General features: G+C 62.6%; 16 protein-coding genes. 8 read left to right on the top strand and 8 right to left on the bottom strand.

Features of this window, described 5'->3' with window-relative positions; genetic code table 11:
* Positions 1 to 110 precede the first annotated feature (110 nt).
* Entirely contained in the window at positions 111 to 2810 is a 2700-nt protein-coding gene (locus AC56LU_RS13095) for a PAS domain-containing hybrid sensor histidine kinase/response regulator (RefSeq protein ID WP_497176044.1), read from the top strand.
* Between the two features lie 4 nt (positions 2811 to 2814).
* Here the strand turns inward: AC56LU_RS13095 and AC56LU_RS13090 are convergent, their stop codons facing one another.
* Complete coding sequence (locus AC56LU_RS13090; RefSeq protein WP_497176265.1) at positions 2815 to 3150, bottom strand: YnfA family protein; 336 nt, start codon at positions 3148 to 3150, stop codon at positions 2815 to 2817.
* A 115-nt stretch (positions 3151 to 3265) separates the two neighbouring features.
* Between AC56LU_RS13090 and AC56LU_RS13085 the strand changes: the two genes are divergently transcribed.
* On the top strand, positions 3266 to 3676 hold the full coding sequence (locus AC56LU_RS13085) for a DUF2750 domain-containing protein (RefSeq protein WP_497176043.1): 411 nt from the start codon (positions 3266 to 3268) through the stop codon (positions 3674 to 3676).
* Between the two features lie 76 nt (positions 3677 to 3752).
* Here AC56LU_RS13085 and tssG read toward each other — a convergent pair whose 3' ends face one another.
* The 3 genes from tssG to tssE are packed head-to-tail and all read right to left on the bottom strand — an operon-like array spanning position 3753 to position 7181.
* A complete protein-coding gene (gene tssG / locus AC56LU_RS13080; RefSeq protein ID WP_497176042.1) occupies positions 3753 to 4841 on the bottom strand; it encodes a type VI secretion system baseplate subunit TssG in 1089 nt (362 codons plus the stop codon).
* Positions 4805 to 6655, bottom strand: a complete 1851-nt coding sequence (tssF, locus tag AC56LU_RS13075; protein ID WP_497176041.1) for a type VI secretion system baseplate subunit TssF — start codon at positions 6653 to 6655, stop codon at positions 4805 to 4807. The genes tssG and tssF overlap by 37 nt, the downstream gene beginning before the upstream one ends.
* 1 nt (position 6656) lies before the next feature.
* Entirely contained in the window at positions 6657 to 7181 is a 525-nt protein-coding gene (tssE, locus tag AC56LU_RS13070; RefSeq protein ID WP_497176040.1) for a type VI secretion system baseplate subunit TssE, read from the bottom strand.
* 170 nt (positions 7182 to 7351) lie between these two features.
* Between tssE and tssK the strand changes: the two genes are divergently transcribed.
* The 6 genes from tssK to AC56LU_RS13040 are packed head-to-tail and all read left to right on the top strand — an operon-like array spanning position 7352 to position 15995.
* Complete coding sequence (tssK, locus tag AC56LU_RS13065) at positions 7352 to 8692, top strand: type VI secretion system baseplate subunit TssK (RefSeq protein ID WP_497176039.1); 1341 nt, start codon at positions 7352 to 7354, stop codon at positions 8690 to 8692.
* Positions 8689 to 11532, top strand: coding sequence for a type VI secretion system Vgr family protein (locus tag AC56LU_RS13060; protein WP_497176038.1), 2844 nt, complete (start codon positions 8689 to 8691; stop codon positions 11530 to 11532). The genes tssK and AC56LU_RS13060 overlap by 4 nt, the downstream gene beginning before the upstream one ends.
* Before the next feature lie 31 nt (positions 11533 to 11563).
* Complete coding sequence (locus AC56LU_RS13055; RefSeq protein WP_497176037.1) at positions 11564 to 13126, top strand: hypothetical protein; 1563 nt, start codon at positions 11564 to 11566, stop codon at positions 13124 to 13126.
* Positions 13127 to 13151: 25 nt separating this feature from the next.
* A complete protein-coding gene (locus AC56LU_RS13050; RefSeq protein ID WP_497176036.1) occupies positions 13152 to 14252 on the top strand; it encodes a hypothetical protein in 1101 nt (366 codons plus the stop codon).
* A gap of 51 nt (positions 14253 to 14303) precedes the next feature.
* Positions 14304 to 14567: a PAAR domain-containing protein gene (locus AC56LU_RS13045; RefSeq protein ID WP_497176035.1), complete on the top strand. Its 264-nt coding sequence runs from the start codon at positions 14304 to 14306 to the stop codon at positions 14565 to 14567.
* Between the two features lie 9 nt (positions 14568 to 14576).
* Positions 14577 to 15995 carry a hypothetical protein gene (locus AC56LU_RS13040; protein ID WP_497176034.1) on the top strand — a complete coding sequence of 473 codons (1419 nt, stop codon included), beginning with the start codon at positions 14577 to 14579 and terminating at the stop codon, positions 15993 to 15995.
* Between the two features lie 22 nt (positions 15996 to 16017).
* Here the strand turns inward: AC56LU_RS13040 and AC56LU_RS13035 are convergent, their stop codons facing one another.
* The 4 genes from AC56LU_RS13035 to AC56LU_RS13020 form a co-directional block, all read right to left on the bottom strand.
* Positions 16018 to 17325, bottom strand: coding sequence for a phenylacetate--CoA ligase family protein (locus AC56LU_RS13035; RefSeq protein ID WP_497176033.1), 1308 nt, complete (start codon positions 17323 to 17325; stop codon positions 16018 to 16020).
* 4 nt (positions 17326 to 17329) lie between these two features.
* Positions 17330 to 18421 (bottom strand): NAD/NADP octopine/nopaline dehydrogenase family protein, encoded by a 1092-nt coding sequence (locus AC56LU_RS13030; protein ID WP_497176032.1) that lies wholly within the window; start codon positions 18419 to 18421, stop codon positions 17330 to 17332.
* 475 nt (positions 18422 to 18896) lie between these two features.
* Positions 18897 to 20120: a sensor histidine kinase gene (locus AC56LU_RS13025; protein ID WP_497176031.1), complete on the bottom strand. Its 1224-nt coding sequence runs from the start codon at positions 20118 to 20120 to the stop codon at positions 18897 to 18899.
* Complete coding sequence (locus AC56LU_RS13020; RefSeq protein WP_497176030.1) at positions 20117 to 21670, bottom strand: ATPase domain-containing protein; 1554 nt, start codon at positions 21668 to 21670, stop codon at positions 20117 to 20119. Before AC56LU_RS13020 ends, AC56LU_RS13025 begins: the two co-directional genes overlap by 4 nt.
* Between the last annotated feature and the right edge of the window lie 417 nt (positions 21671 to 22087).

Below are 22087 nucleotides of genomic sequence, written 5' to 3'. Positions count from 1 at the left end.
ACATGACTCCCTTGTGACGTTTTCATAACAGTTGTGTGACAAACTGACGAATTTGGCGACGCGCAGAAAAGCATACAGATATACTGCCCGGACCTAACAAGGATTTCCCCATGCAGGACAGCAGCGACGCCATCCAGGCGTTCAACCCGGCCTCACTCGGCCAACAACTCTTCGAAGCCAGCCCCGATTGCATCAAATTGCTCGACTCGGATGGCCGCGTCGTCGCGCTGAACGGCAACGGCATGCGCATCCTGGAACTCGCCAGTATCGACACCGTGCTTGGCCAGCCCTGGCCCGCGCTATGGCCGGAAGAGAGCCGGGCCGCGATCGAGGCGGCGATGGCGACGGCGCGTACGGACGGCATCGCCCGCCTGCGCGCCCCCTGCCCGACCGCAGCCGGCACGCTCAAATGGTGGGACGTCACGGTCACCCGTGCCGGCGAGAAGGGCCTGCTGGCGGCCTCGCGCGACATCACCGACCAGGTCATGGCCGAGGCCGAGCGCGAACGCCTGATGCGCGAGCTGCGCACCGCCAACCAGCTGATGGAAGACGTGTTCCGCCAGGCCCCGGCCTTCATGTGCGTGTTCACCGGTCCCGATCACGTGTTCGAACTGGTCAACGAGCGCTACCTGCAGCTGGTCGGCGGCCGCTCCTCGATCGGCTTGCCCTTGCTGGAAGCGCTTCCCGAGATCGCCGGCCAGGGCTTCATCGAACTGCTGGACGGGGTATACCGCAGCGGCGAGCCGGTGTTCGGCACCGACGTGCCGGTGATGCTGCAGCGCCAGCCGGGAGCCCCGCTGGAGCGGCGCTTCGTCGACCAGGTCTACATGCCGCTGCGCGACCCCGACGGCCCGATCAAGGGAATCCTGGTGCACGGCATCGACGTCACCGACCGCAAGCTGGCGGAAATGGAACTGTACGAAAGCCGCGAACGCTTCCAGAAAATCGTCCGCCAGGCCGCCACCGGTGTGGTGCAGATGGACACCGAGGGCCGCATCACCCTGGTCAACCAGAAGTACTGCGAGATGGTGGCGCGCACCGAATCGGAACTGCTGGGCGCCAGCGTCCTCGACGTCACGGCCCCGGCATCGGTACCGGTCACCCTGGAGGCCGTGCAGCTGCTGCGCGCCGGCGAATCGGGCGTGGTGATCGACAAGGAGTACCTGCGCCCCGACGGCAGCATCCTGCCGGCCACCAGCAGCGTCAACGCGCTGCGCGGCCCGAACGGCGAGTTCCAGGGACTGGTGGCGATCGTGGTCGATACCACCGAAAGCCGGCGCGCGGCCGAGAAGCTGCGCGCCAGCGAGGAGCGCTACCGCACCCTGTTCGAGTCGGTCGACCAGGGCTTCTGCATCTTCGAGATGATCTTCGACGCGCAGGACCATCCAGTGGACTACCGCTTCCTGGAGATGAACCCCATGTTCGAGGTCCACACCGGACTGCGCGACGCGGTGGGCAAAACCGCCAGGGAGATGATCCCGACCCTCGACGACTTCTGGTTCGAGACCTACGGCCGGGTTGCCCGGACCGGCGAACCGGTGCGTTTCGAGAACGAGGCGCCGGCCATGGGCCGCTGGTTCGATGTCTATGCCAACCGCCTCGGCGGGCCGGCTAGCCGCCGGGTGGCGCTGCTGTTCAGCGACATCACGGCGCGCAAGCAGTCCGAGGCGACCCTGGTCAAGCTGGCCAGGGACCTGGCCGAAGCGGACCAGCGCAAGACCGAATTCCTGGCCACGCTGGCGCACGAGCTGCGTAATCCGCTGGCGCCGATCCGCAGCGGCCTGTCGGTCATGCGCCTGCAGGGCGACAACGCCGCCTCGGTGGGACGGGTGCGCGAGATGATGGAGCGCCAGGTCAGCCACATGGTGCACCTGATCGACGACCTGCTCGACATCGCCCGCATCAGCGGCGGCAAGCTGGAACTCAAGAAGGAGCACGCCGACCTGCGCAATGTGCTGTCGAACGCCGTCGAGACCAGCCTGCCGCTGATCGAGACCGGGAAGCACGCGCTGTCGGTGCAGATGCCCGAGCGCGCGGTGCCGGCCGAGGTCGACGTCACCCGCATCGCCCAGGTGGTGGCCAACCTGCTCAACAACGCGGCCAAGTACACTCCTCGCGGCGGGCGCATCGGCCTGTCGCTGCGCATCGACGGCGCCGAAGCCGTGATCGACGTATCGGACAACGGCGTCGGCATTCCGCAGGAAGCGCTGTCCACGGTGTTCGAGATGTTCAGCCAGGTCGGGCACCACCTGGAACGCGCACAGGGTGGGCTGGGCATCGGCCTGTCGCTGGTGCGCCGCCTGGTGGAAATGCATGGCGGGTCGGTGGTGGGCGCGAGCGCCGGAGCGAACGCCGGCAGCGTGTTCACCGTGCGCCTGCCGCTGGCCGCCGGCGCCCGCGATGCGCCCGCGCCGTCCGCCCCGGACGCCGCCGACGCGGCGCCAGGGGAAACGCGGATCCTGGTGGTGGACGACAACGTCGACGCGGCGACCACGCTGTCGATGATCCTGGAAGCCTGCGGCTACCTCACCCGGGTGGCGCACGGCGGCATGGAAGCATTGGCGGTCGCCCAGGCGTTCCGGCCGCAGGTGGCTTTCCTCGACATCGGCATGCCCGGCATGGACGGCTACGATACCGCGCGCGCGATACGCCGGATCGCGGGTCTGGAAGACATCACCCTGGTGGCGCTGACCGGCTGGGGCGCGGAGAGCGACCGCCGCAAGTCGAACGAGGCCGGCTTCGACCAGCACCTGACCAAACCGGTGCAGCTGGACGTGGTACAGGAGCTGCTGGCGAAGCTGGCAGCGTAAGCCTTCAAGCCTGGCGCTGGCCAAATGCGATGAAAGCCGCCCCCAGCAGCGCCAGCGCCACGCCGGCGTAGTCGCTCCACACCGGCTTGATGCCGTCCACTACCCACAGCCAGGCCAGCGCGGTGGCGATGTACACCGCGCCGTAGCTGGCATAGACACGGCCGCTGGCGGCCGGGTGCAGGGTCAGGAGCCAGACGAAGGCCGCCAGGCTGAGCGCCGCCGGCAGCAGCAGCCAGGCGGATCCCTTCCCGGTCAGCCACAGCAGCGGCAGGTAGCAGCCGAGCAGCTCGGCAATGGCGGTGACGAAGAACAGGCCGGCCATGCGGCTGAAGGGCAACAGGTCAAGGGACATTGAGGTCGCAATTCTTGTGGACAAGACGCCATCTTATCCCTGCGCCGCCGATTCCCGATCCGGCGTATCCTCGCCAGGACGGACATTTTCTGGCGGTGATACCTTGAGCGAGCAGACACTTTCAGCAATCAAGCTCGGCGCGCAGCAGCTGGCGGACGTGGTCACCCTGCCCACCCGGCAGCGCTACGCGCGCTTCGTGCAGCAGGTGGCGGAAACCAACGAGGTCTGGGGGCTGTACCGCGACGGCTGGGCGCTGGCCAAGACCGACGACGGCACCCTGGTATTCGCCATGTGGCCTGCCAGCGAATTCGCCGACCTGTGCGCGGAATACGAATGGGACGGTTACGAGCCGCACGCCTTTCCGCTGGACGAGCTGATGAGCGACCTGCTGCCCCAGCTGGAAGAAGACGGTGTCTTGCCCGGCATTTTCTACACGCCGGGCGACCGCGGGCTCACGCCCACCGCCGCCATGCTGCGGTTGGACCTGGAGCGGGAGCTGGGACGTCTTTCGTAGGGTGGGCGGGTCTCCCGCCCACGCGTTCAACCAGCTTCAAGATCATCTCATGCGACATTTCTACTGCTAACTATCACTAAAAATTTAGCTCATAGCGCACGTCGCGCCGGTCTTCGGTCTGCAATCCCTCGACCAGGTAGGCATCCCAGCCCAGCCGGCCCTCATCGCCCTCCAGGCGCACGTTGCGCACATCGGCCGCAAGCAGCACCAGCTCCACTTCGTATTCGAGCGACAGCCCGGTGAACATCGCCAGCATGCTGCGCACGGCGCGCGCGGCCGGGCCGCCCGGCAGGAAATCGTTGAAACCGGCCCGGTCCAGCGGCCCCACCACCAGCCGCAGGCGCAGGTCGCGCTGCCAGACGCGCGCGCCGGCGATGGCGCTTGCGCCGAGCACCGCCTTGTCGCTGCCGAGGATGGTCTGCTGCTCCGGCGGCACCGCGTACCAGCAGCCGACGAACTGCTCGGCATTGATGCGCTGGCCAAAATATTCCGACAGCACCCGCGCCAGCTGCACGCTCGATGCCGGCCGCTGGCGCATCGACCCGGCAAAGTAGGCGATCGACTCGTCCAGCACCGCGCCATCCTCGCTGCCGGCCAGGCGCCCCCGCAACGTGCCGTTGCCCAGGCCGGCCAGGCTCAGGAGCAGGGGCAGGAAGGCGTCGTGGCCGTCGAGCTGGTATTGCTGGGCCAGGCGGTACTTGCGCCAGGCTTCATAGAACAGCGCCAGCGTACGGTTCGAAAAGCTGTCCAGGAACGCACGTGCGCCTTCGGCTTCAGGCTCGCCTTTTTCCTGGTACTGGTGCTCGGCGATGCGTTCGGTGTAATGCAGGGGCAGCACGCCCTGGCCGCCCAGCAGGCCCATGAACGAGGGCGTCAGGCGCACCAGGCGCAGTGTGCCTTCGTCCAGCGCCGCGGCCAGCGCCGCCGGCTGCGTGGCGATGTCGCGCGGCTCGGCCTGCACCGCTTCGAGCTGGCTGGCCGGGAAGCCGAGCGAGACCGAGTTCTGGAAGCGCAGGTACCGGGTGACGAGCCCGCGCGCGGGCTTGCCGCGGCGGCGCAGCCACAACTCGAGCACGCGCACCGCCTGCACGTACTCGAAGCGGTAGGGCTCGCGGAACAGGCGCTCGATTACAGCAGGCTCGAATCGCCGCTGCGGGGCTGGCATGTCAATAAGTCTTCTCCGGTTTTGCTCGACGCGATCACCAGCTGGGTGAAGCTGTTGGCGTGCACGTACAGGGCCAGGAAACGCTCGACGACCTGGGCAAACGCATGGATGCCGCTACCCACGAAAGCTTCTTCGTCGATGCTCAGGCGTACCTCGACACCGCGCACCAGGCAGGTGAACGGATTCCCGGACAGCCACGCGGTAGTGGCACGCTGGGCGATCGCCCTGATGCCGCCGATCTGGCGCTGCGAGGACGCGGAACGCGGCAGGTCGTACAGCGACAGCATCTCGCGAAAGGCGTCGACGCCGCCATCGGCCAGCGACAGGTGGTTCAGCGCCAGGTGCGAGATCAGGCGCCAGTGGGCCCCGCGTCCGCTGGCAAAACGATACGAGGCAGTAGGCTTGCGCAGGAAGGAAATCATGCGCAAGCTCGAGCCGCCTTCGAGGGACAGGTCGCCGCCCGGCTGGCCATAACTCAGGGTGGATGGCAGGTCGCGGTTGGTGCAGGTGAGCTCGATGTTGAGGGTGTCGGTCTCCACTTCGGCCGGGTCGAAGTCGATGTCGACGATCGATACCTGGGTCTCGAAACCGGGGCTCTTCTCCGCCACGGCGGCATCGCGCCGCACCGCGTAGTAGTGGCCGGCGTCTTCCGGTGTTTGCGCGTGCTTCAGCGCATAGAAGGGCCGGAACTGCACCAGCGTCTCGCCCTGCGGCGTCTGGCGGACCAGGTTCAGGGATTCGATCGCGTAGATCTCGTAGGCGAAGGCGCGGCGTGCATCGGCCAGCACCGGATAGCTGCTACTGAGGTGCGTGACGCGGATCGGTTCGCCGCGCCGGTGGAACAGGTTGATCACCGGCGTACAGCCCAGCAGCACGTTGTTGGTGGACAGGGTGCCGAGCATGCGTGCCAGGTTCGAGTCGGCGCGCAGCCCGGACAGCGCCAGGTGCAGGGTCAGGGTGCGCGCACCACGGGGCGCATGGGCGGCCAGCGCGCGCAGGTCGATGTCGAAGAAGTTGAATTTCTCGGGGAAGCAGAAGTACTCGGTCAGCAGGCGGTAGGCGGCGTGCGAGCGGGCCGGGAAGTCGATCAGCGCTTCGTCTTCGTCGAAGCCGGCCGGCAGCACGGGGATCGCGGGAAGCTGGGTCCAGCGGCCGCTGTCGCCGGCCTCGACATACGCGGCGACGCTGCGCATGAAGAGGGCGTCGCGCAGGGCGGCGCAGAACGAGGGTTCGCCGTCGATGAAGACACGCAGCATTGGCAGGTCGAGCTGGGCGAGTTGGGTGATTGTGCCCTGCTCGCCGCTGCACGACAGCGTGAGGCTGATGCTGGACGAGGCCGTGCCCGGCATGCGCACCGCGTCGGGCGCGTCGATCACGGCGGAAAAGGCCGCGCGGCTGATTGCCAGCGGCGCCACCGTGACCGGGTAGACCGTGCGGAAGGTGCAGGCCCCGCCGCGCACGGCGCGCGTATTGAGCTGGGTGCCGCGCGCGATCACGCTGACACCCGGCTGCTTGGCCGCGCCGCCGAAGTCCATGCGCGCGATCGAGCACGAGGGAAAGGGACGCAGGTAGTGCGGATACAGCACCTCGAACAGCGCTTCGGTGAACTCGGGGTAGTCGTCGTCGAGACGCTTGGCAATGCGCGCGTTGAGCAGTGCGAAGGATTCGATCATGCGCTCGGTGTGCGGGTCTTCGCAGACCTCGCCGCTGATCAGGAGGCGTCCGGCGATGCGTGGATAGCGTTCGGCGAACTCGCGCAGGTCGCGGCGCAGGTAGCCAAGCTCGCTTTCGTAGTAGGGCAGCATCTGTTCCATCTCACACTCCCATCGGCGCCGCGCGCGCGGCCTTGCCGGCCTTGCTGATGCTGTACTGCAGGGTCGACGGCGTCAGGACGGCGTCGAAATTGACCGGCTCCTGCGACACGCTGGCCACCAGCACGGCCGTGATCGAGAAATTCAGGCGGTTCACCGACTCGCCCCCCATGTCCAGCCGGGCGCGCACCTTGCGCAGGCGCGGCTCGTGGCAGCCGATGGTCTGTTCGATGCTGGCGCAGATGGCGGCGCGGTCGCTCGGACTCGAGAGGCAGAGGTCGGCGAAATCGCCCAGGCCGTAGGTGACCATCGAGCGGCTGCACTCCGGGTAGTCCTTGAGCGAATCTTCTGGAATGCAGGAGCGCGTGTTGAGCAGGGCTTCGAGATCGCGCGCCACGGTGTCCTTCAGTTCTTCCATCGTCATCCGCTGCGCCATGCAGTTGCTGGCGCTTCTGCCGGCAGCATGGCCCGTCGTGCGGCCCGGCACACCCAGCAGCCGGTCGAACAAGCCTGGCGTGTATCCCTTCATCGAACTCTCCCTGTGCCCGGCCGTGTGGTTGGCAAAAAACGAAATTCGATGTTGCCATGCCACGCAGTGCCAACGTTTGATCAACTTCACATGGGCAACCCTTTCCGGTTGTTATGGTTTCTCGGGATAGGTTCCGCGAAATTTTAGAAAAACTTCAGCAAAGGCAGAACATGACCAGCAAAGTCCTTTGGGGCGAAGGCCTGTTATTGCGTCCACAACACTTCCAGCGGCAAGATCACTACCACGAGCAGTGTCTCCACAAGAGCATCAAGGCAGTGCACCCGTATGCCTGGGGTGTCGACAGCCTGCAGGTCGATCGCGAAGCGCTGGTCAACAGCATGCTGCGCTTGACGACGCTGACGGTGCGCTTCCAGGATGGCGAGCTGGTCGACGCGCCGGAAATCGACGCGCTGCCGGAATCCGTGGACCTGAGCCTGCTGCCGCCGTCGACGCAGGCCATCACCTATTACATCGCCTTGCCCGGCATGAAACCATTCACCGGCAACTTCACGCCGCCTGGGCAGGCCAGCAACACCGCGCGCTTCGTGCAGGCGAACCTGGAGGCCCCCGACCTGTACACGCAGGCCGCACCGGTGCAGCTGGCCTACCTGAAAAAGGCGGTGCGGCTGGTATCGGAAGCCGAGCCGCGCGACTCCTACATCCACTTCCCGCTGCTGCGGCTGCGGCGCGCCTCCACCGGCGGCTTCGAGATGGACGAGAGCTTCGTGCCGCCGACGTTGTCGGTGGGCGCGGCGCCGGTGCTGTTCCAGCAGCTGCGCCGCCTGCTGGATGCGCTGCAGGCCAAGACCGCCGCCCTGTACGGCCACCAGCGCGAGCCGAGCCGCAACGTGGTGGAGTTCCGCTCGGGCGACATGTCCTCGTTCTGGCTGCTGCACACCGCCAGTTCGGCCTATGCGACGCTGACCCACCACTTCAGCCATCCGAGCCTGCACCCGGAGCGCCTGTACGAGCGCTTGCTTGACGTCGCCGGCGGCCTGATGACGTTTTCGAAAAGCTGGCTTCTTTCCGACCTGCCGCCCTACCAGCACAACGATCCGGGGCCGGGCTTCGCCAAGCTGCACGCGATCATCCGCGAGCTGCTGGACACGGTGATCTCCTCAAAGTACTTCGCGATCGCGCTCAGCGAGGTGCGGCCGTCCTATCACCTCGGCGCGCTCGACTCGGACAAGATCGACGAGCGCACCACGTTCTATATCGCGGTGTCCGCCGCCATTCCCGCGGTGGAGCTGGTGGACGTGGTGCCGCTGCGCTTCAAGGTCGGTGCACCCGACGACGTCGAGAAATTCGTGCTGTCGGCGCTTCCTGGCGTGCGGCTGCAGTATGCGCCGCAGCTGCCGGCTGCAGTGCCGGTGCGCCCCGAGACCTGCTACTTCGTCCTTGAAGCCAAGGGACCGATGTACGAGCGCATGCTCAAGGCGCAGTCGATCTCGATCTACGTCCCGGCCGGCATGAAGGAACTGCGGCTGGAGCTGCTGGCCGTGGCCGCATGAAGCCCGACTTTGCAGGCGAATTTGCTGCACTTGGCGCCGCCCTGGGCGTGTTCGGTACGGGGCTGAGCCAGCATGCGCGGCTCATCACGCTGGCCACGGCCCAGGATAGCGGCCTGCCCGAATCGCTGGTCGCCGAAGGGTTTACTGGGGTAGAGGCCGTCAACGAACTGTTCGCCTTCGACGTCGATGCACTCAGCACCTCGACCGATCTCGACCTGGCGCTGTTTCTCGGCGAAGAACTCAGCATCGGCCTGCTGCAGCCGGACGGTACGCGGCGCATGTGGCACGGCCTGTGCACGGCGGCTGCGTGGCTGGGGGCGGATGGTGGCGCGGCGCGCTACCGCCTGCATCTGGAACCGGCGCTGTCCATGCTGGCGCTGCGGCGGGACAGCTACATCTTCCAGGACAAGAACGTCCGCGAGATCGTCTGTGAATTACTCGCGGATTATCCACAGGTCCGTTTTGACTTCGACATCACGCAGGAACTGCTGGCGCGCGCTATCTGCACGCAATACCGCGAAAGCGACCTGGCGTTCTTCACGCGCCTGCTGGCGTCGGAAGGACTGAATTGGCGCTTCGAGCACGCGCAGGCGGGAGATGCCGACGACAGCGGGCATGGACAGGCGAAGCACCGGCTGGTGGTGTTCGACAGCAGGGCCGTGGCGCCGTCCACGCCGGGCGGAGAAGTCATCCGCTTCCATGGCGTGCGCGCGACCGAGCTTGATGATGCGATCGACGGCTTCCGGGCGCGCCGCAGTGTGCAGGCGAATACCGTCACGATCAGCAGCTGGGACCCGGCGCAGCTGCTGGCGCCCGCCTACGAGCAGGCCAGCCACCTGGATGCGGGGGAGCTGCCGCCGCTGCATGTCTACGATGGCAGCGGTGAACGGATTGCGACCGAACGCAGTGCAGCCGATACGCACAGTGAGCTGATGCTGCAGGCGCTCGAACTGGAGAACAAAGTATTCGAGGGCAGCGGCGCGGTGCGCAGGCTGGCGGCCGGACATGCGTTTACCTTGACCCAGCACGAGCGTTATCCCGAAGGTGACAACGTCTTCAAGCTGCTGTCGGTGCGGCACGAGGGACGCAACAACTTCCAGACCGGGATCGCGGGAGCTGTTTTGTCCGGTGTCGAAGATGGCACGTATCGCAACGTGTTCTGCTGCGTACGCGAGGTCGTGCCACTGGTACCACGCTTGACGGCAGCGCCGCACCGGACCACGGCGCCGGGGCCGCAGTGCGCCCTGGTGGTCGGCCTGGCGGATGCCGTGTCGACCACTAACCGCGATCACCAGGTGCGGGTGCAATTCGCCTGGCAGCGCGGTGCACGTCCGAATGCGGGCGGCATGGCGCACAACACCGATGACCGAGGCTGCGCACCGGGCAATGAGACGTCCGGCACGTGGGTGCGCGTGGCTGAGGCGCTGGCGGGGCCGAACTGGGGGACGGTGTTCACGCCGCGCATCGGCACCGAGGTGCTGGTCGACTTCATCGAAGGTGATATCGACCGGCCAGTCATCGTGGCGCAGCTGTACAACGGAGCGGACCTGCCGCCGTTCCCGGCTGGCGTGGATTCGGGCGCCAACCATGCGGGGGTCCTGTCCGGCATCCACACCCGTAACTTCGACGGCAGCGGCTACAACCAGTGGCAGATCGACGACACGACCGGGCAGCTGCGCACGCGGCTGGCGACAAGTACCGGGGCGACCCAGCTCAATCTTGGGTACTTGATTCATCAGGAGCCGGGTACGTCGCAGCGCGGCGCTTATCGCGGCAGTGGTTTCGAGCTGCGCACCGATGCCTGGGCGGTGATCCGCGGTGGGGAAGGTGTGCTGCTGTCGACACGTGCGCGGCCTGCGCAGGGAGCCAGCGTCAGCTCGACGCAGATGGATGTGGCGGAGGCGGTGGCGCAGTTCAGGAGCGCTGCCGAATTGTCGGCCAGGCTCGGGGAAGCGGCGTCGCAGCAGCAGGCCTTGTTCAGCAAGGACGCATTGAAGGCGCAAGAAGCGTTCATCGAGCGGATCGATCCGGAGGCGAAAGGGAAGTACGAGGGCTCGGTGAATGGGCAGGCGGCACTCAAGGCGAAGCCGGGTTCGCGTGAGCTGGATTCGTCGCAGCCTGTGGAAAAGTTCGGGTCACCCATCGTGCTGATGGATTCGGCCGCCAGCATCAACTGGGCGACGCCGGCATCGACCGTGCTCTATGCAGGCAAGCACCTGCACTGGACCACGCAGTCGGATCTGCACATGACGGCGGGGCATACGTTTTCGTCCGTATCCGGCGAGGCGACCAGCTTGTTTACGCATTCAGGCGGCATCCAGGCGATCGCGGCGAATGGGCCGGTGTCACTGCAGGCGCATACCGATGGGCTGGAAATCCTGGCGGACAAGGAGATTACGGTGATTTCGGTGAACGACTGCATCGAGATCAAGGCGAAGGAAAAGATCGTGCTGCAGGCGGGGGAGTCGTCGATCACGCTGGAGGGTGGGGATATTACGTTTGCGTGTCCGGGGACGTTTTCGGTGAAGGGGGGGCAGCATGTGTTTGATAAAGGCGGTCGCCAGACTGCCAACCTGCAGAACTTGCCGGGCGAGCTAAGCGCAGAGGCAAGCAACTTCATCTCACTTAACTACCTCGACGCACAGGCTGGGGAAGGTATTCCGGAAGTGGAGTACGAAATCCATTTCGACAAGGGGCCAGTCCTGACAGGGACGCTGGACCACGATGGAAAAGCGCGTCATGAGAATGTCGACAACAAGCCGGTAAAAAAGGTCGTCTACAAGCCGCGAAAGCCGAAGGAAGAAAAGCCGCACGATCCCTTGCAGAAGCTGCTTGGGTGATTCTCATCGCCTGTCCTTGCTGGAGTGATGCATGTCCGAGATAAATCCGACGCAGATGCGCAACGCACTTGCATGGACAACGAATCAACAACCTACCGAAGAGGAAGTTAGTTCGAATCCATGGGAGTGGTTTTGGCAAGCGGTGCAGGGCGACTTCAATGACAACCGCTCGACTGGACAAATTGTCGTCGACGCAGCGATCTCGATGATCCCGCTTGTGGATCAGATCTGTGACGTACGTGACTTGATCGCAAATTGCAAAAAACTGCGGCAGGACGCATCCGATACCTGGGCTTGGGTGGCGCTTGCCTTGACATTGATTGGCCTTATTCCCTTCTTGGGATCTTTCGTCAAAGGCGTACTGAAAGTGTTCTTTGCTTTTGTACGTCGCGCGGGTGGAAACGCAGTTGCTACAGCCGTGGATGGGGCGCTGACGTGGGTTATAACGCTGCTGCGCAGGCAAGCGTTTCAAAAATATCTACGCAACCACAAAATCGATGAAGTGTTTAACTGGCTCGCGAAAGAACTAAAAACAGTAAGGTCGAAAGTAAATTCCGCAGAGCTGTTAAAGGCCTTTGATTCATCTATTGGCACGCTCCGTCAACTAGTTCTTAAAGTCGAAGATATCCCCGTGGTTGGAAAGCGTGCGAACCAAGCGCTTGAACAGGTTCTGTGGGTACGCTCTAAAGCAAACGAGGGGATAGCCAAGGTAAGCCTGACTATCGATGCGATATTCGACAAAATTATTTTGCGGATAGAAGGGGAAGCAGCCCTAAGCAGACGCGCGATCGTTAATCTGAAAAATATTCATTACCGTGGTGCGTTGCCGGAGGCAACTGCAGTAACCTTAATGCAGCGGCCAAATGCATGTCCAAATTGGCTCAACAACGACATGAATAAGCGTTGGCCAAGCGCCTACTATGAGGATTCTAAGCAACTTGTTGAAGATGCTGTCAAGGATGGCTGGCCACCGTTGACCGCCACGAATGTTGAATCATTTCACAAACTCGCCACTGCTGAAATCAAAGGGCCTGCACGGCTTATTCGAATTTTATCTCCAAATAGCCGTGCAATGAGCGACTGCTGGATCAGCGAGAAAGTATTCAACGACATACAGAATTCGCCTGACCCAAGGGCCGCTTGGCGAAAATATCTAGCCGTGTGGCCGGACTGGAACGTCAATGGGCAGTTTGTTGTCTACGATGTGAAGCCTGGAGAGACGTTAAAAGTATGGCGGGGTGAGGCCTCGAGCCAGACAAAACCAGGAGTTAGCGACAGGCATTTAGAAGGTGGGTGGGAACAGATAGTCTTTAAACTGGACAGGGCAGATTTACGCAATGACACCATGCGCTTCTATAAGAAAAGCGCAACCGCAAAAAACATCACGCGTGAATCGATCAGCCAAGCTGATTACTATAAGCTTACAGACCCTGAGAAGGCACAATATTTGGAAATTCGTGAAAAGATAAATCATCCTAATATTCGCGGTCCGTTTGAAACCGGCTGGGGATATACCGATTTTAACGGTGTGGGCCTGATGGACAAAATCGGCATTCCCGCTCTACCCGGCCAATTCACATCGTTGAATCGATAAATCAACAACCACTTCTGGAATTTATATGACCTCAACGATGACTTTAAGCTTATATCATAAAAAACAAGCTGCCTTGCTTTACCATTTCGCGTCTTTCGACTATTTGAAAGGACTCTACGAACGTGTACATCAACTTCAAGATTATGCCGACTCAGTATTAGATAAGAGTCGTATCGACGGCAGAGATCGGTTCCTACGTGATGAGCGTTGGGGGGATCGAGATACGAGCGAAAATTGGTCTAATAATGCTTGGTCATTTCTGGCAGACTTCGGCCTTTCTGTAACAAAAGATATGGCGAATAGACAATCGAACATTTTTAGCATTACTGGTGCGAACCAGTGTGCACGTGGAATGCAGGAGTTCTCGCTGCAATGGATGACATCTACGGAGCAAAAGAAATTTGATGAAATGCTTGAATCAACTGTGCTTTACGCAATGTACATTGATAAGACATTGAATACTTTTGATCGAGCTGGACGCTGGACTGATTTCGGACTTACCGTAACATGGATGAGCCACGCATCTCAATTCGCTAATTTTCCAAAACTTAAAATCCAGGAAAATATAATTGCTGAAACTGGAAAAGTACCACCAAAAACCGGCGTATATATCTCTACGGACCATCCTGACGGCTCACTTCAGTTCGCCTGGGACGGTAACGAAATTGGAAAGCTTCGGGAGTGTTCGATCTTCAATGATCTAGGTAAGCGAGCGTTGGCCACTGTCGGCAGATCGAAGCTATGGGTGGACGGAGATGCGATGCTTAAATTCGTTCAGAAGAACCCGGATGCGCCTGAACTACTCGGCGATTCCTATTTTGCCAAATCCCATACTCCAGTGCTAGCTCCCAGTTTAGTGGCACGAAACGCCTTCACCTCAGCACCTTCAAAGTGGTGTTACGTGGAGCTGGTAGAAGGGGAGTTTGAACAAATCGATACCGAGCCGGACCAGCCAGCTGCCCTCCAACGACGCTTTGAATCCGGCGAAATTTGCGACCTCAGTGGTTTTTATTTCACGCCGGCATTACCTGGCTCGCGTCGGCATTTCAAAGTTGGGGATTCATTCCCTGAATTGGGCTCAGCCTATGGGAAAACCATATGGCAGCGGGATGGCACTCAGGACTAAATAGCGTGTTATCGGAACTACCCAAAAAACAGCGCAGCTATAGGAGAAGAAATGGCTGGTCCACTGATCACTCTCGGCGACAAGACGTCCCACGGAGGCTCCGTCATCGAAGCCTCCCCTCACAGCGACACCGGCGGCAAAGGCATCGCCCGCATCGGCGACAAAACCGTCTGCCCAAAGCACGGCTCCAACCCGATCATCAGCGGTGACTCCACCCTGATCATCGACGGCAAACCAGCAGCGCGCCACGGCGACAAAACCGCATGCGGCGCCGTCCTGATCGCAGGACAGCAGGCCACCATCGACAAACTCTGAGCGACGAACATGACATCCACGACCGTGACTTCCACCACAGCGACACCACCCCGCCAGATCAGGGAATGGCTCACCATTGGCGCGATCGTCATCACCACTTTTATCGTCTGCTGGACGATCGTCATCGGTTATTGGCATATCACCGATCACCAACCGGGAACAGGCGACTTGGTACTGTCACTACTTATTTTGCCCCTGGGTATGCTGGCAGCCTTTTGGGGTAGCCACAAAGCGATAATCGCCCGTGCCGCATCCCTTCCCGCCAGTACCTCCAAGCCTGCCACGTCCACACCGCGAACAGAAACGGCCACAATTACACCGGTGCTGGCAATCGTAGGAACGGCGCTGCACTCACCGCACGGCACATCAGTCGAGGAACTCGCCAGCGCCATCGAGGACAACGCTGCGCGTGCCGACCTCGACGAGGAGCTAGTCGATGACAACGGCTTCCCGGTGATGACCGCACGCAGCGACGATGCGCTCAATGAAGCGCTGCAGGACGAGATCGCGCAATGGCTGTCCAGCCAGGGACTACAGCAGCGCTTCAGCGAAGAACAATGGCGCGCGCTGACACTGGCGACCGGTGTGGTGAGCGAACTCGCCAGTCAGGCGGCTGGCGAGCTCTTACCTGTCGAAGGACCGCCGCCAGTGCTGCAACTCCGGCTGCTGCTGCCGCATGACTGGACCGTGGAAGTCCGGCGTGCCGTCACGATGTGGCTCAAGCACACTGTCAGCCTGTATGGCTGGCCAGATGCCAGTATCGCGATACCAGACGCGATAGAACATGATGCTGCGACCCCCACCGCCACGCTTGCACAGCTGATGCCTCCAGCGTCGCCAAACAGCACCACGGTGGTGGCGCTCGTCCTTGCCTGCGCTTCCCTGATCGGCCAGGAAAGCGTCGACCAGTTGGCAGCGGGTGGGATGCTGTTTACCTCGTCGGCACAGGCGCGAGGCCAGATCCCGGGCGAGGGCGCTGCGGGGCTGCTCTTGACTGACCTGGGACAGGCGCAAGCCTCCGGTGCCGAGTTCACTTTATTAGGACTTGTCGACGAACGCCGCCGCGACAGTTCTGCCGACGATGCACGTCGGGTCGATTCCACGCTGCTGGTGGACATGGCAACGCAGCTCGGCAAGGCCAGCGCCATCGAGCTGTCGCAAATCGCGATGGTCGTTTCCGACACCGCGCACCGCGCCAACCGCGTGCTCGAACTGATGGGCCTGAGCGCGCCGACGCTGCCGCAGGTCGATGCAGCGGACGACATCGTTCGCATCGGTCTCGGCAGTGGAAGCTGCGGCGCCGTGCCCTACATGACGAGCCTTGCGCTGGCAAGGCACTACGCACTCGAGCGCGGCGCGCCGATCCTCTGCATCAGCAATGAAGACCCGGTGCTCCGCAGCGCAGCCCTGGTACGTCCCCCGGCATGAACCGCCGGGGAAGCACCTTGGGTCAGACGTTCAGCGAATTCACCACCAGCTTGCGCTTGCCATTCGGCGCCAGCGGAATATCGTTTTCTTCCTGCAGCGAGATGTCGAAGAAACCGCCCCAGCGGCGCTGCTGGGCGTCCAGCACGAAAGCGCGCTGTTCGTCGTTCAGGCTGCCGTGGCGCGGCACCACCGCCAGCGTAATCTCACCTGCCTTCTTTTGGCGCACCTGGTACAGGCGCACGAAATCCCAGGTCACCTCGTCGATGACGATCGACAGCCCCGGAATACGCTTGCCGCTGCGGTCGACCAGGTATTCGTGACCGCGGCCATCGATGCCCGCACAACGCCCCTCCGCATCGATCAGGCCGTAGTCGTTGGTCCGGTAGCGGATCAGCGGCATGACGTCGTTCCACAGCGAAGTGCCGACGATTTCCGGACGGTCGCCGTCCATGCGGTTTTCGTTCCAGCCATACAGCGGCTGGAACTGGTAGTCCGAGGTACCGTTGTCGTCCATCTGCAGGAAAGCCAGGTTGGTGCGCTCCGATAATCCGTAGTTCAGCGACACCGGCGAGCGGAACAGCCGGCGGATCGATGCGAGCTGGGCCGGCGTCGCCGGTTCGGACGCCAGCAGCACCGCCTTGACCTGCACGTCGAGCTCGCTGGCGTCGACCAGCTCGGCCAGCGCCGTCACGGAACTTGGGTAGCCATGCACGTATTCGGGCTGGAAGCGCTGGATGGCCTCGATGATGGCCGCCTTGTGCTGTCCGTGCACGTGATAGGGCGACAGCATCAGGCGATTGCCGACCACGCGCACAGGTTCTTCGTGCACCAGGCGGCGGGCATCGGCGCCGATGCGCAGGATGCGCGACTTGTCGAAGGAAAAGCCGAGCTTGCCCCATTCGTGCGTGAAAAAGGCTTTTTCGATGTCGGCCAGGCGCTTGGTGCGCCACAGGCCGATGCCTTGACCGGACGAGCCGCCGCTGGTCGCATACATCAGCTTTTCCGGATCGAGCCGGCGGTCGAGGAAGTCGCGCTGTTGCGACATCACTTCTTCTTTCGACAGGTAGGGGAAGGCGGCCAGCACCTCGTGCACGGGCTCGTTCTTTGCCTCCTCGACGCTCAGTTTGACCGTGCGGCCGTAATGCGGCACGTGTTCCAGTGCGTGGACCAGGATCGTGCGCAGACGCTGCCGGGCCTGCGCAGCAACGGCGGACCGGTCCTGCGACAGCATGTCCTGCACGCTGAAGAAGTCGGGGTGGTACAGCACCCGGCTCGGAATATAGCGGCGCCAGGCGTAATAGGGTTTGGCAAGCAGGTCGTGGATCGTCATGGCCTCACCCGTTCAGCACGCGCTTGAACTCGTCAGGCGACTTGTCGCCGAGGCCGAGCTTTTCCAGGGTCCGTGCTTCCGCCCCGAAATCGCGGTCCAGCAAGCCGCTGGCGATGACGGTCAGCGCGTCGGCAGTCGGCGTCGGCACGCCCATCAGGCGGCCGATGGAGGACAGCAGCGCCAGGCCCATCGGTACGTCTTCGGTGATGAAGCGCGTTTGCAGCGTTGCCGGACCCTTCGGCCCGCCCTCGCGCGCATAGCGGCGGAACACGGAGATCGAAGGCTGGGACAGGTCTTCTTCGTTGCGGAACTTGCATTCGTCAAAATAAGGCGAGGGCTTGCCGCCGGTGGCTGCGATGACCGCGTTCTTTTCGGCATCGAGCTTGTACAGCAGATTCAGCACCGAGGGCGTGAAAGCTTCGCGGTACATCCAGAATTCGCCTTCCGAATGTTCGATGCGGCTGGCCGACAGCAGGGTGCCGATGGTATGCACGATCAGGTTCGGATTGTGCATCGCGGACTCGACCACGTTGCTGCGCGTCGCGACATAGGTCGGGAACAAACGGGCGGCGCGTTCCAGCCCTTCGGCGGCGCGCTCGCGCGGCAGGAAGGCCAGGGCATTGCGCGTGTTGCGAAACAGTACATTGACGACGCCCGGCTCGACGATGCGCGCGTCATAGGGCAGGCTTTCACCTTCCGCCAGCAGGAAGCCTTCGTTTTGCTGGTAGGGCAGGAAGTAGCAGGAGCCCATATAGCCGGGCGCCAGCAGCACCAGCTGGTGCGCCTTCAGGTAGGGGCCGATCAGCGCGGCGATCTCGGCATGGCATTGGGTCTGGGTGGTGATGTAGATGACGTCCGGCGTGACCGCGAAGGCTTCCTCGACGTCGCGGGTGGCCAGTGCGATCGACGCGGTGCTGGTTTCGCCGCCTTTGGGATTGCTGATCAGCTTGATTGTGCGGGTCTCGCGCACGGTCTCGAAATTCTGGTCGTGCAGCGAGTGCGAGGTTTTCAGCAAGGCGACCCGGTGCCCATCCTGTGCCAGGATCGCGCCGAGCGCGCATCCTGCATTGCCTGCACCTACCATTAAGACATTCATGCGTCCTCCATTGGACCGGCCAGACGGCACGACGCGGCGAGCGTCAGTGCCAGGTTCCACCAGGAGGCGGCGGCCCGGCCATCGGGTTCATCAAAGGCGGCAACAGGGTGTTATTGAACGTCGCGCAAACGCTTTCCCGGGAGAAGTCACAGTGCCTCTCCACGTCACCGCAAGAATTGAAAATTATCAAACGAGCACTGCTTTTGGCTGCTCAGCGATGAAATTAAGATAAGTTTGTTCAATTGGGAAGTCAACCGAATTCCGGCTTCCGTGCGCCTGCAGGAAGCGTACAGATCTGGCAAAAATGCACGCACTTGCCTAAGGTTAAAAGTCTTTAGTGCAACTTCGCGGATGGCGATATCACCGCGATTCACTCTACAAGCGAGGCAGGCTCAACATTAAAAGCCGATCTCCCGTCAGCGCAACGCATTCAGTCGAGAGAACGGAAGAGATACACAGATTGTTACAATTTTGATCAGACAGGCAAGCGGATAGCGAAGGTCGCTCCCTGGCCGCGGCCTTGGCTGCTGGCGCTGAGTGTACCGCCATGCAATTCGACGATACGGCGCGCGATATACAGGCCCAGCCCCAGGCCGGTGGCGTTATCGTGCTGCTGCAGTTTGAACGCGCCGAATACGTGGGGCAATTCGTCCGCTTCGATACCCTGGCCGGAGTCGGTGATGTCGATCTCGACCATGCCGTCGAGGCGCCGGATCCCGATGCGGATGACGCCGTCGGGCGGGGTGAATTTCACGGCATTGATCAGCAGGTTCCAGACCACCTGCTGCAGGCGCTGTCCATCGGCCTCGAAACGGATGTGGTCGCCGTAGTCGCTCGGGGTGACCTGCATCCGGATCCGCTTGGCGTGGGCATGGGTTTCCACCGTCGAGATGGCGTCACGCAGGATCTGGCCCAGCACCGCGGGCGCACGCGTGATCGACATCTGCCCGGTGAGGGTGCGTGCCGCGTCGATCAGGTCGTCGACCATGCCGGCTTCCTGGCGCACGTGCACGCGCATCGCTTCGAGTCCGCTCACCGCGGCCGGGGGCAAATCGGGAATCGTGCGCAGCATCAGTTCGATGCGCATCGATAACGCCGACAGCGGCGTACGCATTTCGTGCGACACCGTGGCCAGGAACAGCTCACGCGAGCGATTGACCCGGGTCAGGTCGTCGATGGTTTCCCGCTGGCGGTCGAGCGTACTCGACAGCGTTCCAAGCAGGGCCGCGTAGGTACTCATGCGCTGGTCGGACACCGGCGCATCGAGGCGCGCCTCGTTCCACAGCAGGTGGCCGGGCAGACCGATCTGCTTGGCGATGCGCTCGCAGGCCAGCGGCGAGCTGAAGTCGGCAAAGCGCCAGCCGAACACCAGCACCCCGTAGACCTGACCACGCAGCAGCAAGGGCTGGGAACAGACGCGAAAACCCTCGAACTGTTCCGACGCAGCGCTGCCCTGATCACATACACGCTGCACCAGGCGTCGCTCGAGCCCGGTGCCCGGACCGTCCTCGGCCCACAGGCGCGAGCGCTCCGCCAGCAGCTTGGCCAGGCGCGAGCCGGCCAGGGGACCGATGCGGCGCACGCCCGCGGTGTCGTAGGCCGACGTGACGAGGCCGGTCGCCTCGGTGAACTGCCGTAGCGGCTTGTGCCAGTCGTCCCAGTCGACTGGCGGGTTGTTCGGCAGTTCTACCTTGATCACTGCTTGGGTTCAGCCGGAAGACGCGCCGAGTCGGGCAGCGGCTGGCCATTGGCCAGGGCTTCCTCGACTGCCGGGCTCTGGCGCGATGGCGAGCGCGACAGCAGGCCGTAGTAGGACGAGAACGGCAGCTGCGGCACGGCCGGGGTATCGCTGTTGCTTTCGTCCAGCAGCAATAGTCCGCCCACGCCGATCGTGTATTCGCGCGTCACCTGCCGGTTGCGGCTGCCGCGTACCTTCGGCACCGCCAGCGCCCGCCTGAGCACGGTGGAAATCTCCACGTAGTTGAGCAGGATGATGTTGTCGACCAGATGCGAGCCCTTGAGTTCCTCGCTGATCTGCGACACACCCAGCAGTTCCGGACTCTCGTAGTTGAACAGGGTCGTTGCCAGGCGGTTCTTGAAGAAACTCGCCAGCGCGTACAGGTAGTCGGCGACCTCATTGCGGCTGGTCATTTCATAGACGGCAATCGAGTCGAACACGACGCACTCGATCTGATGCTCTTCGACCAGCTTGACGATGCGATCGAAGTGCACGTCCAGTTCCAGTTCGAGCGGCGACTCGTAATGGACGAACAGCTTGCCCTCGTCGATCAGCGCTTGCAGGTCGAAGCCGAGCGACTTGGCATTGCGGATCAGCTGGCGCGGGTGCTCGTCCAGGCTCACCAACAGTCCCTTGCGCCCGGAGGCGATGGCATTGGTCAGGAACTGGACGCTCAACACGGTCTTGCCGGTACCGGAAATGCCGCTCACCAAGGTCACCGAGCCTTTGTAGATGCCGCCGTCCATCATCTTGTCGATGGCCGGCGAACCGGTCGACAGGCGCTCTTCCGAGGTCGGCTGCTCGGGCGAGGAGACCGGACGCGACTGGGCGCGGCGGTACACGTGCACGCCCACCTCCGGCTCGATGCGCATGGTGTGGCTGCCGCCGATAAAGTCCTGGCCGCGCGACTTGGTCACAGTCAGGCGGCGGGTGGCGCGCCGCCGCGACTCCTCGCGCGTGAGCGAGATGATGGTGTCGAAGACGAAGCGCTCGTGCGCCGTCACGCCGCTCATGCTGTCGTCGCGCTCGGCCGTGACCATGGTGGTCACGCCCAGGCGGGTCAGGCCCTCGATCAGCAGGTGGACATCTTCCCGGAAGGGAATGTCGTTGACTTCCGCAAACAGGCGCAGCGGGGTCAGGCCGTCGATCAGCAGGCGCTTGGCGCCCATCTCGATGAGCGACGCGGCGAAGGCGCCATCCTCGCTGCGGAACTCGCTGAGCAGGACGGCGGGGCTGGTCTGGATGATCTTGATCTTGCCCTGGTCGATCATGCCCTGCAGGTCCCAGTTGAAGCCGGCGGCGTCGCGCAGCAGCTTGGCGGGATCCAGTTCGAAGGACACGATGGCGCCTGGCTCGTCACATTCGAGGGCACCGTGGTAGATGAAGCCGAGCCCAAGCGTGGTCTTGCCCGAGCCGGGCGGCCCTTCCACGATCAGGTTGTTATTGCGGGGAATCCCGCCGTGCAGTACCTCGTCGAGTCCGGCGATGCCGGTTTTCACTAGCGCGTTCATGGTCCTGCCCTTGTCATAGTTATGCAGCTTAACATGCGGAAGCACAACGCTCCCGACACGGTGCTATCCAGGCAGGCGCGACGACGTGCCCGGTACCTGTAGCGTAGATGCTTTGTTGGCAAATTCCAGTCAACCCGCCAGAAGCCGCGTCAAGCGCGGCGCCTGGTGTTGTCAATTTTAAAACATGTTAGGCATGAAACTATTTGGTTTCTGTACGCTCGAGAACATGTCATCAACAAAAACGACCCGGTCGCGTCGTCAATGGCGATGATAGTGGCCAAATAAATGTGAGGGCGTTTTCGCACTAATCTGCACGAGATCAAACTACTTGCAAAAAAATGTAGGGACATCGTTTTGTGCTTGTTCTCTGGCCAGTTCAGGTGCATTGTTTTTGCGACGGGAACAGGTAATGACAAT

It is taken from the genome of Telluria sp. PB2R4 (assembly GCF_059685695.1).
The sequence above is the reverse complement of the archived record's forward strand: the minus strand, read 5'-3'. Positions and strand labels throughout refer to the sequence as shown.

What these genes read in the sequence shown, in the direction of transcription:
- AC56LU_RS13095 (WP_497176044.1), top strand. Translation starts at nt 111, where the DNA reads ATGCAGGACAGCAGCGACGCCATCCAGGCGTTCAACCCGGCCTCACTC.
- tssG (WP_497176042.1), bottom strand. Translation starts at nt 4,841, where the DNA reads ATGCCAGCCCCGCAGCGGCGATTCGAGCCTGCTGTAATCGAGCGCCTG.
- tssF (WP_497176041.1), bottom strand. Translation starts at nt 6,655, where the DNA reads ATGGAACAGATGCTGCCCTACTACGAAAGCGAGCTTGGCTACCTGCGC.
- tssE (WP_497176040.1), bottom strand. Translation starts at nt 7,181, where the DNA reads ATGAAGGGATACACGCCAGGCTTGTTCGACCGGCTGCTGGGTGTGCCG.
- tssK (WP_497176039.1), top strand. Translation starts at nt 7,352, where the DNA reads ATGACCAGCAAAGTCCTTTGGGGCGAAGGCCTGTTATTGCGTCCACAA.
- AC56LU_RS13060 (WP_497176038.1), top strand. Translation starts at nt 8,689, where the DNA reads ATGAAGCCCGACTTTGCAGGCGAATTTGCTGCACTTGGCGCCGCCCTG.
- AC56LU_RS13055 (WP_497176037.1), top strand. Translation starts at nt 11,564, where the DNA reads ATGTCCGAGATAAATCCGACGCAGATGCGCAACGCACTTGCATGGACA.
- AC56LU_RS13050 (WP_497176036.1), top strand. Translation starts at nt 13,152, where the DNA reads ATGACCTCAACGATGACTTTAAGCTTATATCATAAAAAACAAGCTGCC.
- AC56LU_RS13045 (WP_497176035.1), top strand. Translation starts at nt 14,304, where the DNA reads ATGGCTGGTCCACTGATCACTCTCGGCGACAAGACGTCCCACGGAGGC.
- AC56LU_RS13040 (WP_497176034.1), top strand. Translation starts at nt 14,577, where the DNA reads ATGACATCCACGACCGTGACTTCCACCACAGCGACACCACCCCGCCAG.
- AC56LU_RS13035 (WP_497176033.1), bottom strand. Translation starts at nt 17,325, where the DNA reads ATGACGATCCACGACCTGCTTGCCAAACCCTATTACGCCTGGCGCCGC.
- AC56LU_RS13030 (WP_497176032.1), bottom strand. Translation starts at nt 18,421, where the DNA reads ATGAATGTCTTAATGGTAGGTGCAGGCAATGCAGGATGCGCGCTCGGC.
- AC56LU_RS13020 (WP_497176030.1), bottom strand. Translation starts at nt 21,670, where the DNA reads ATGAACGCGCTAGTGAAAACCGGCATCGCCGGACTCGACGAGGTACTG.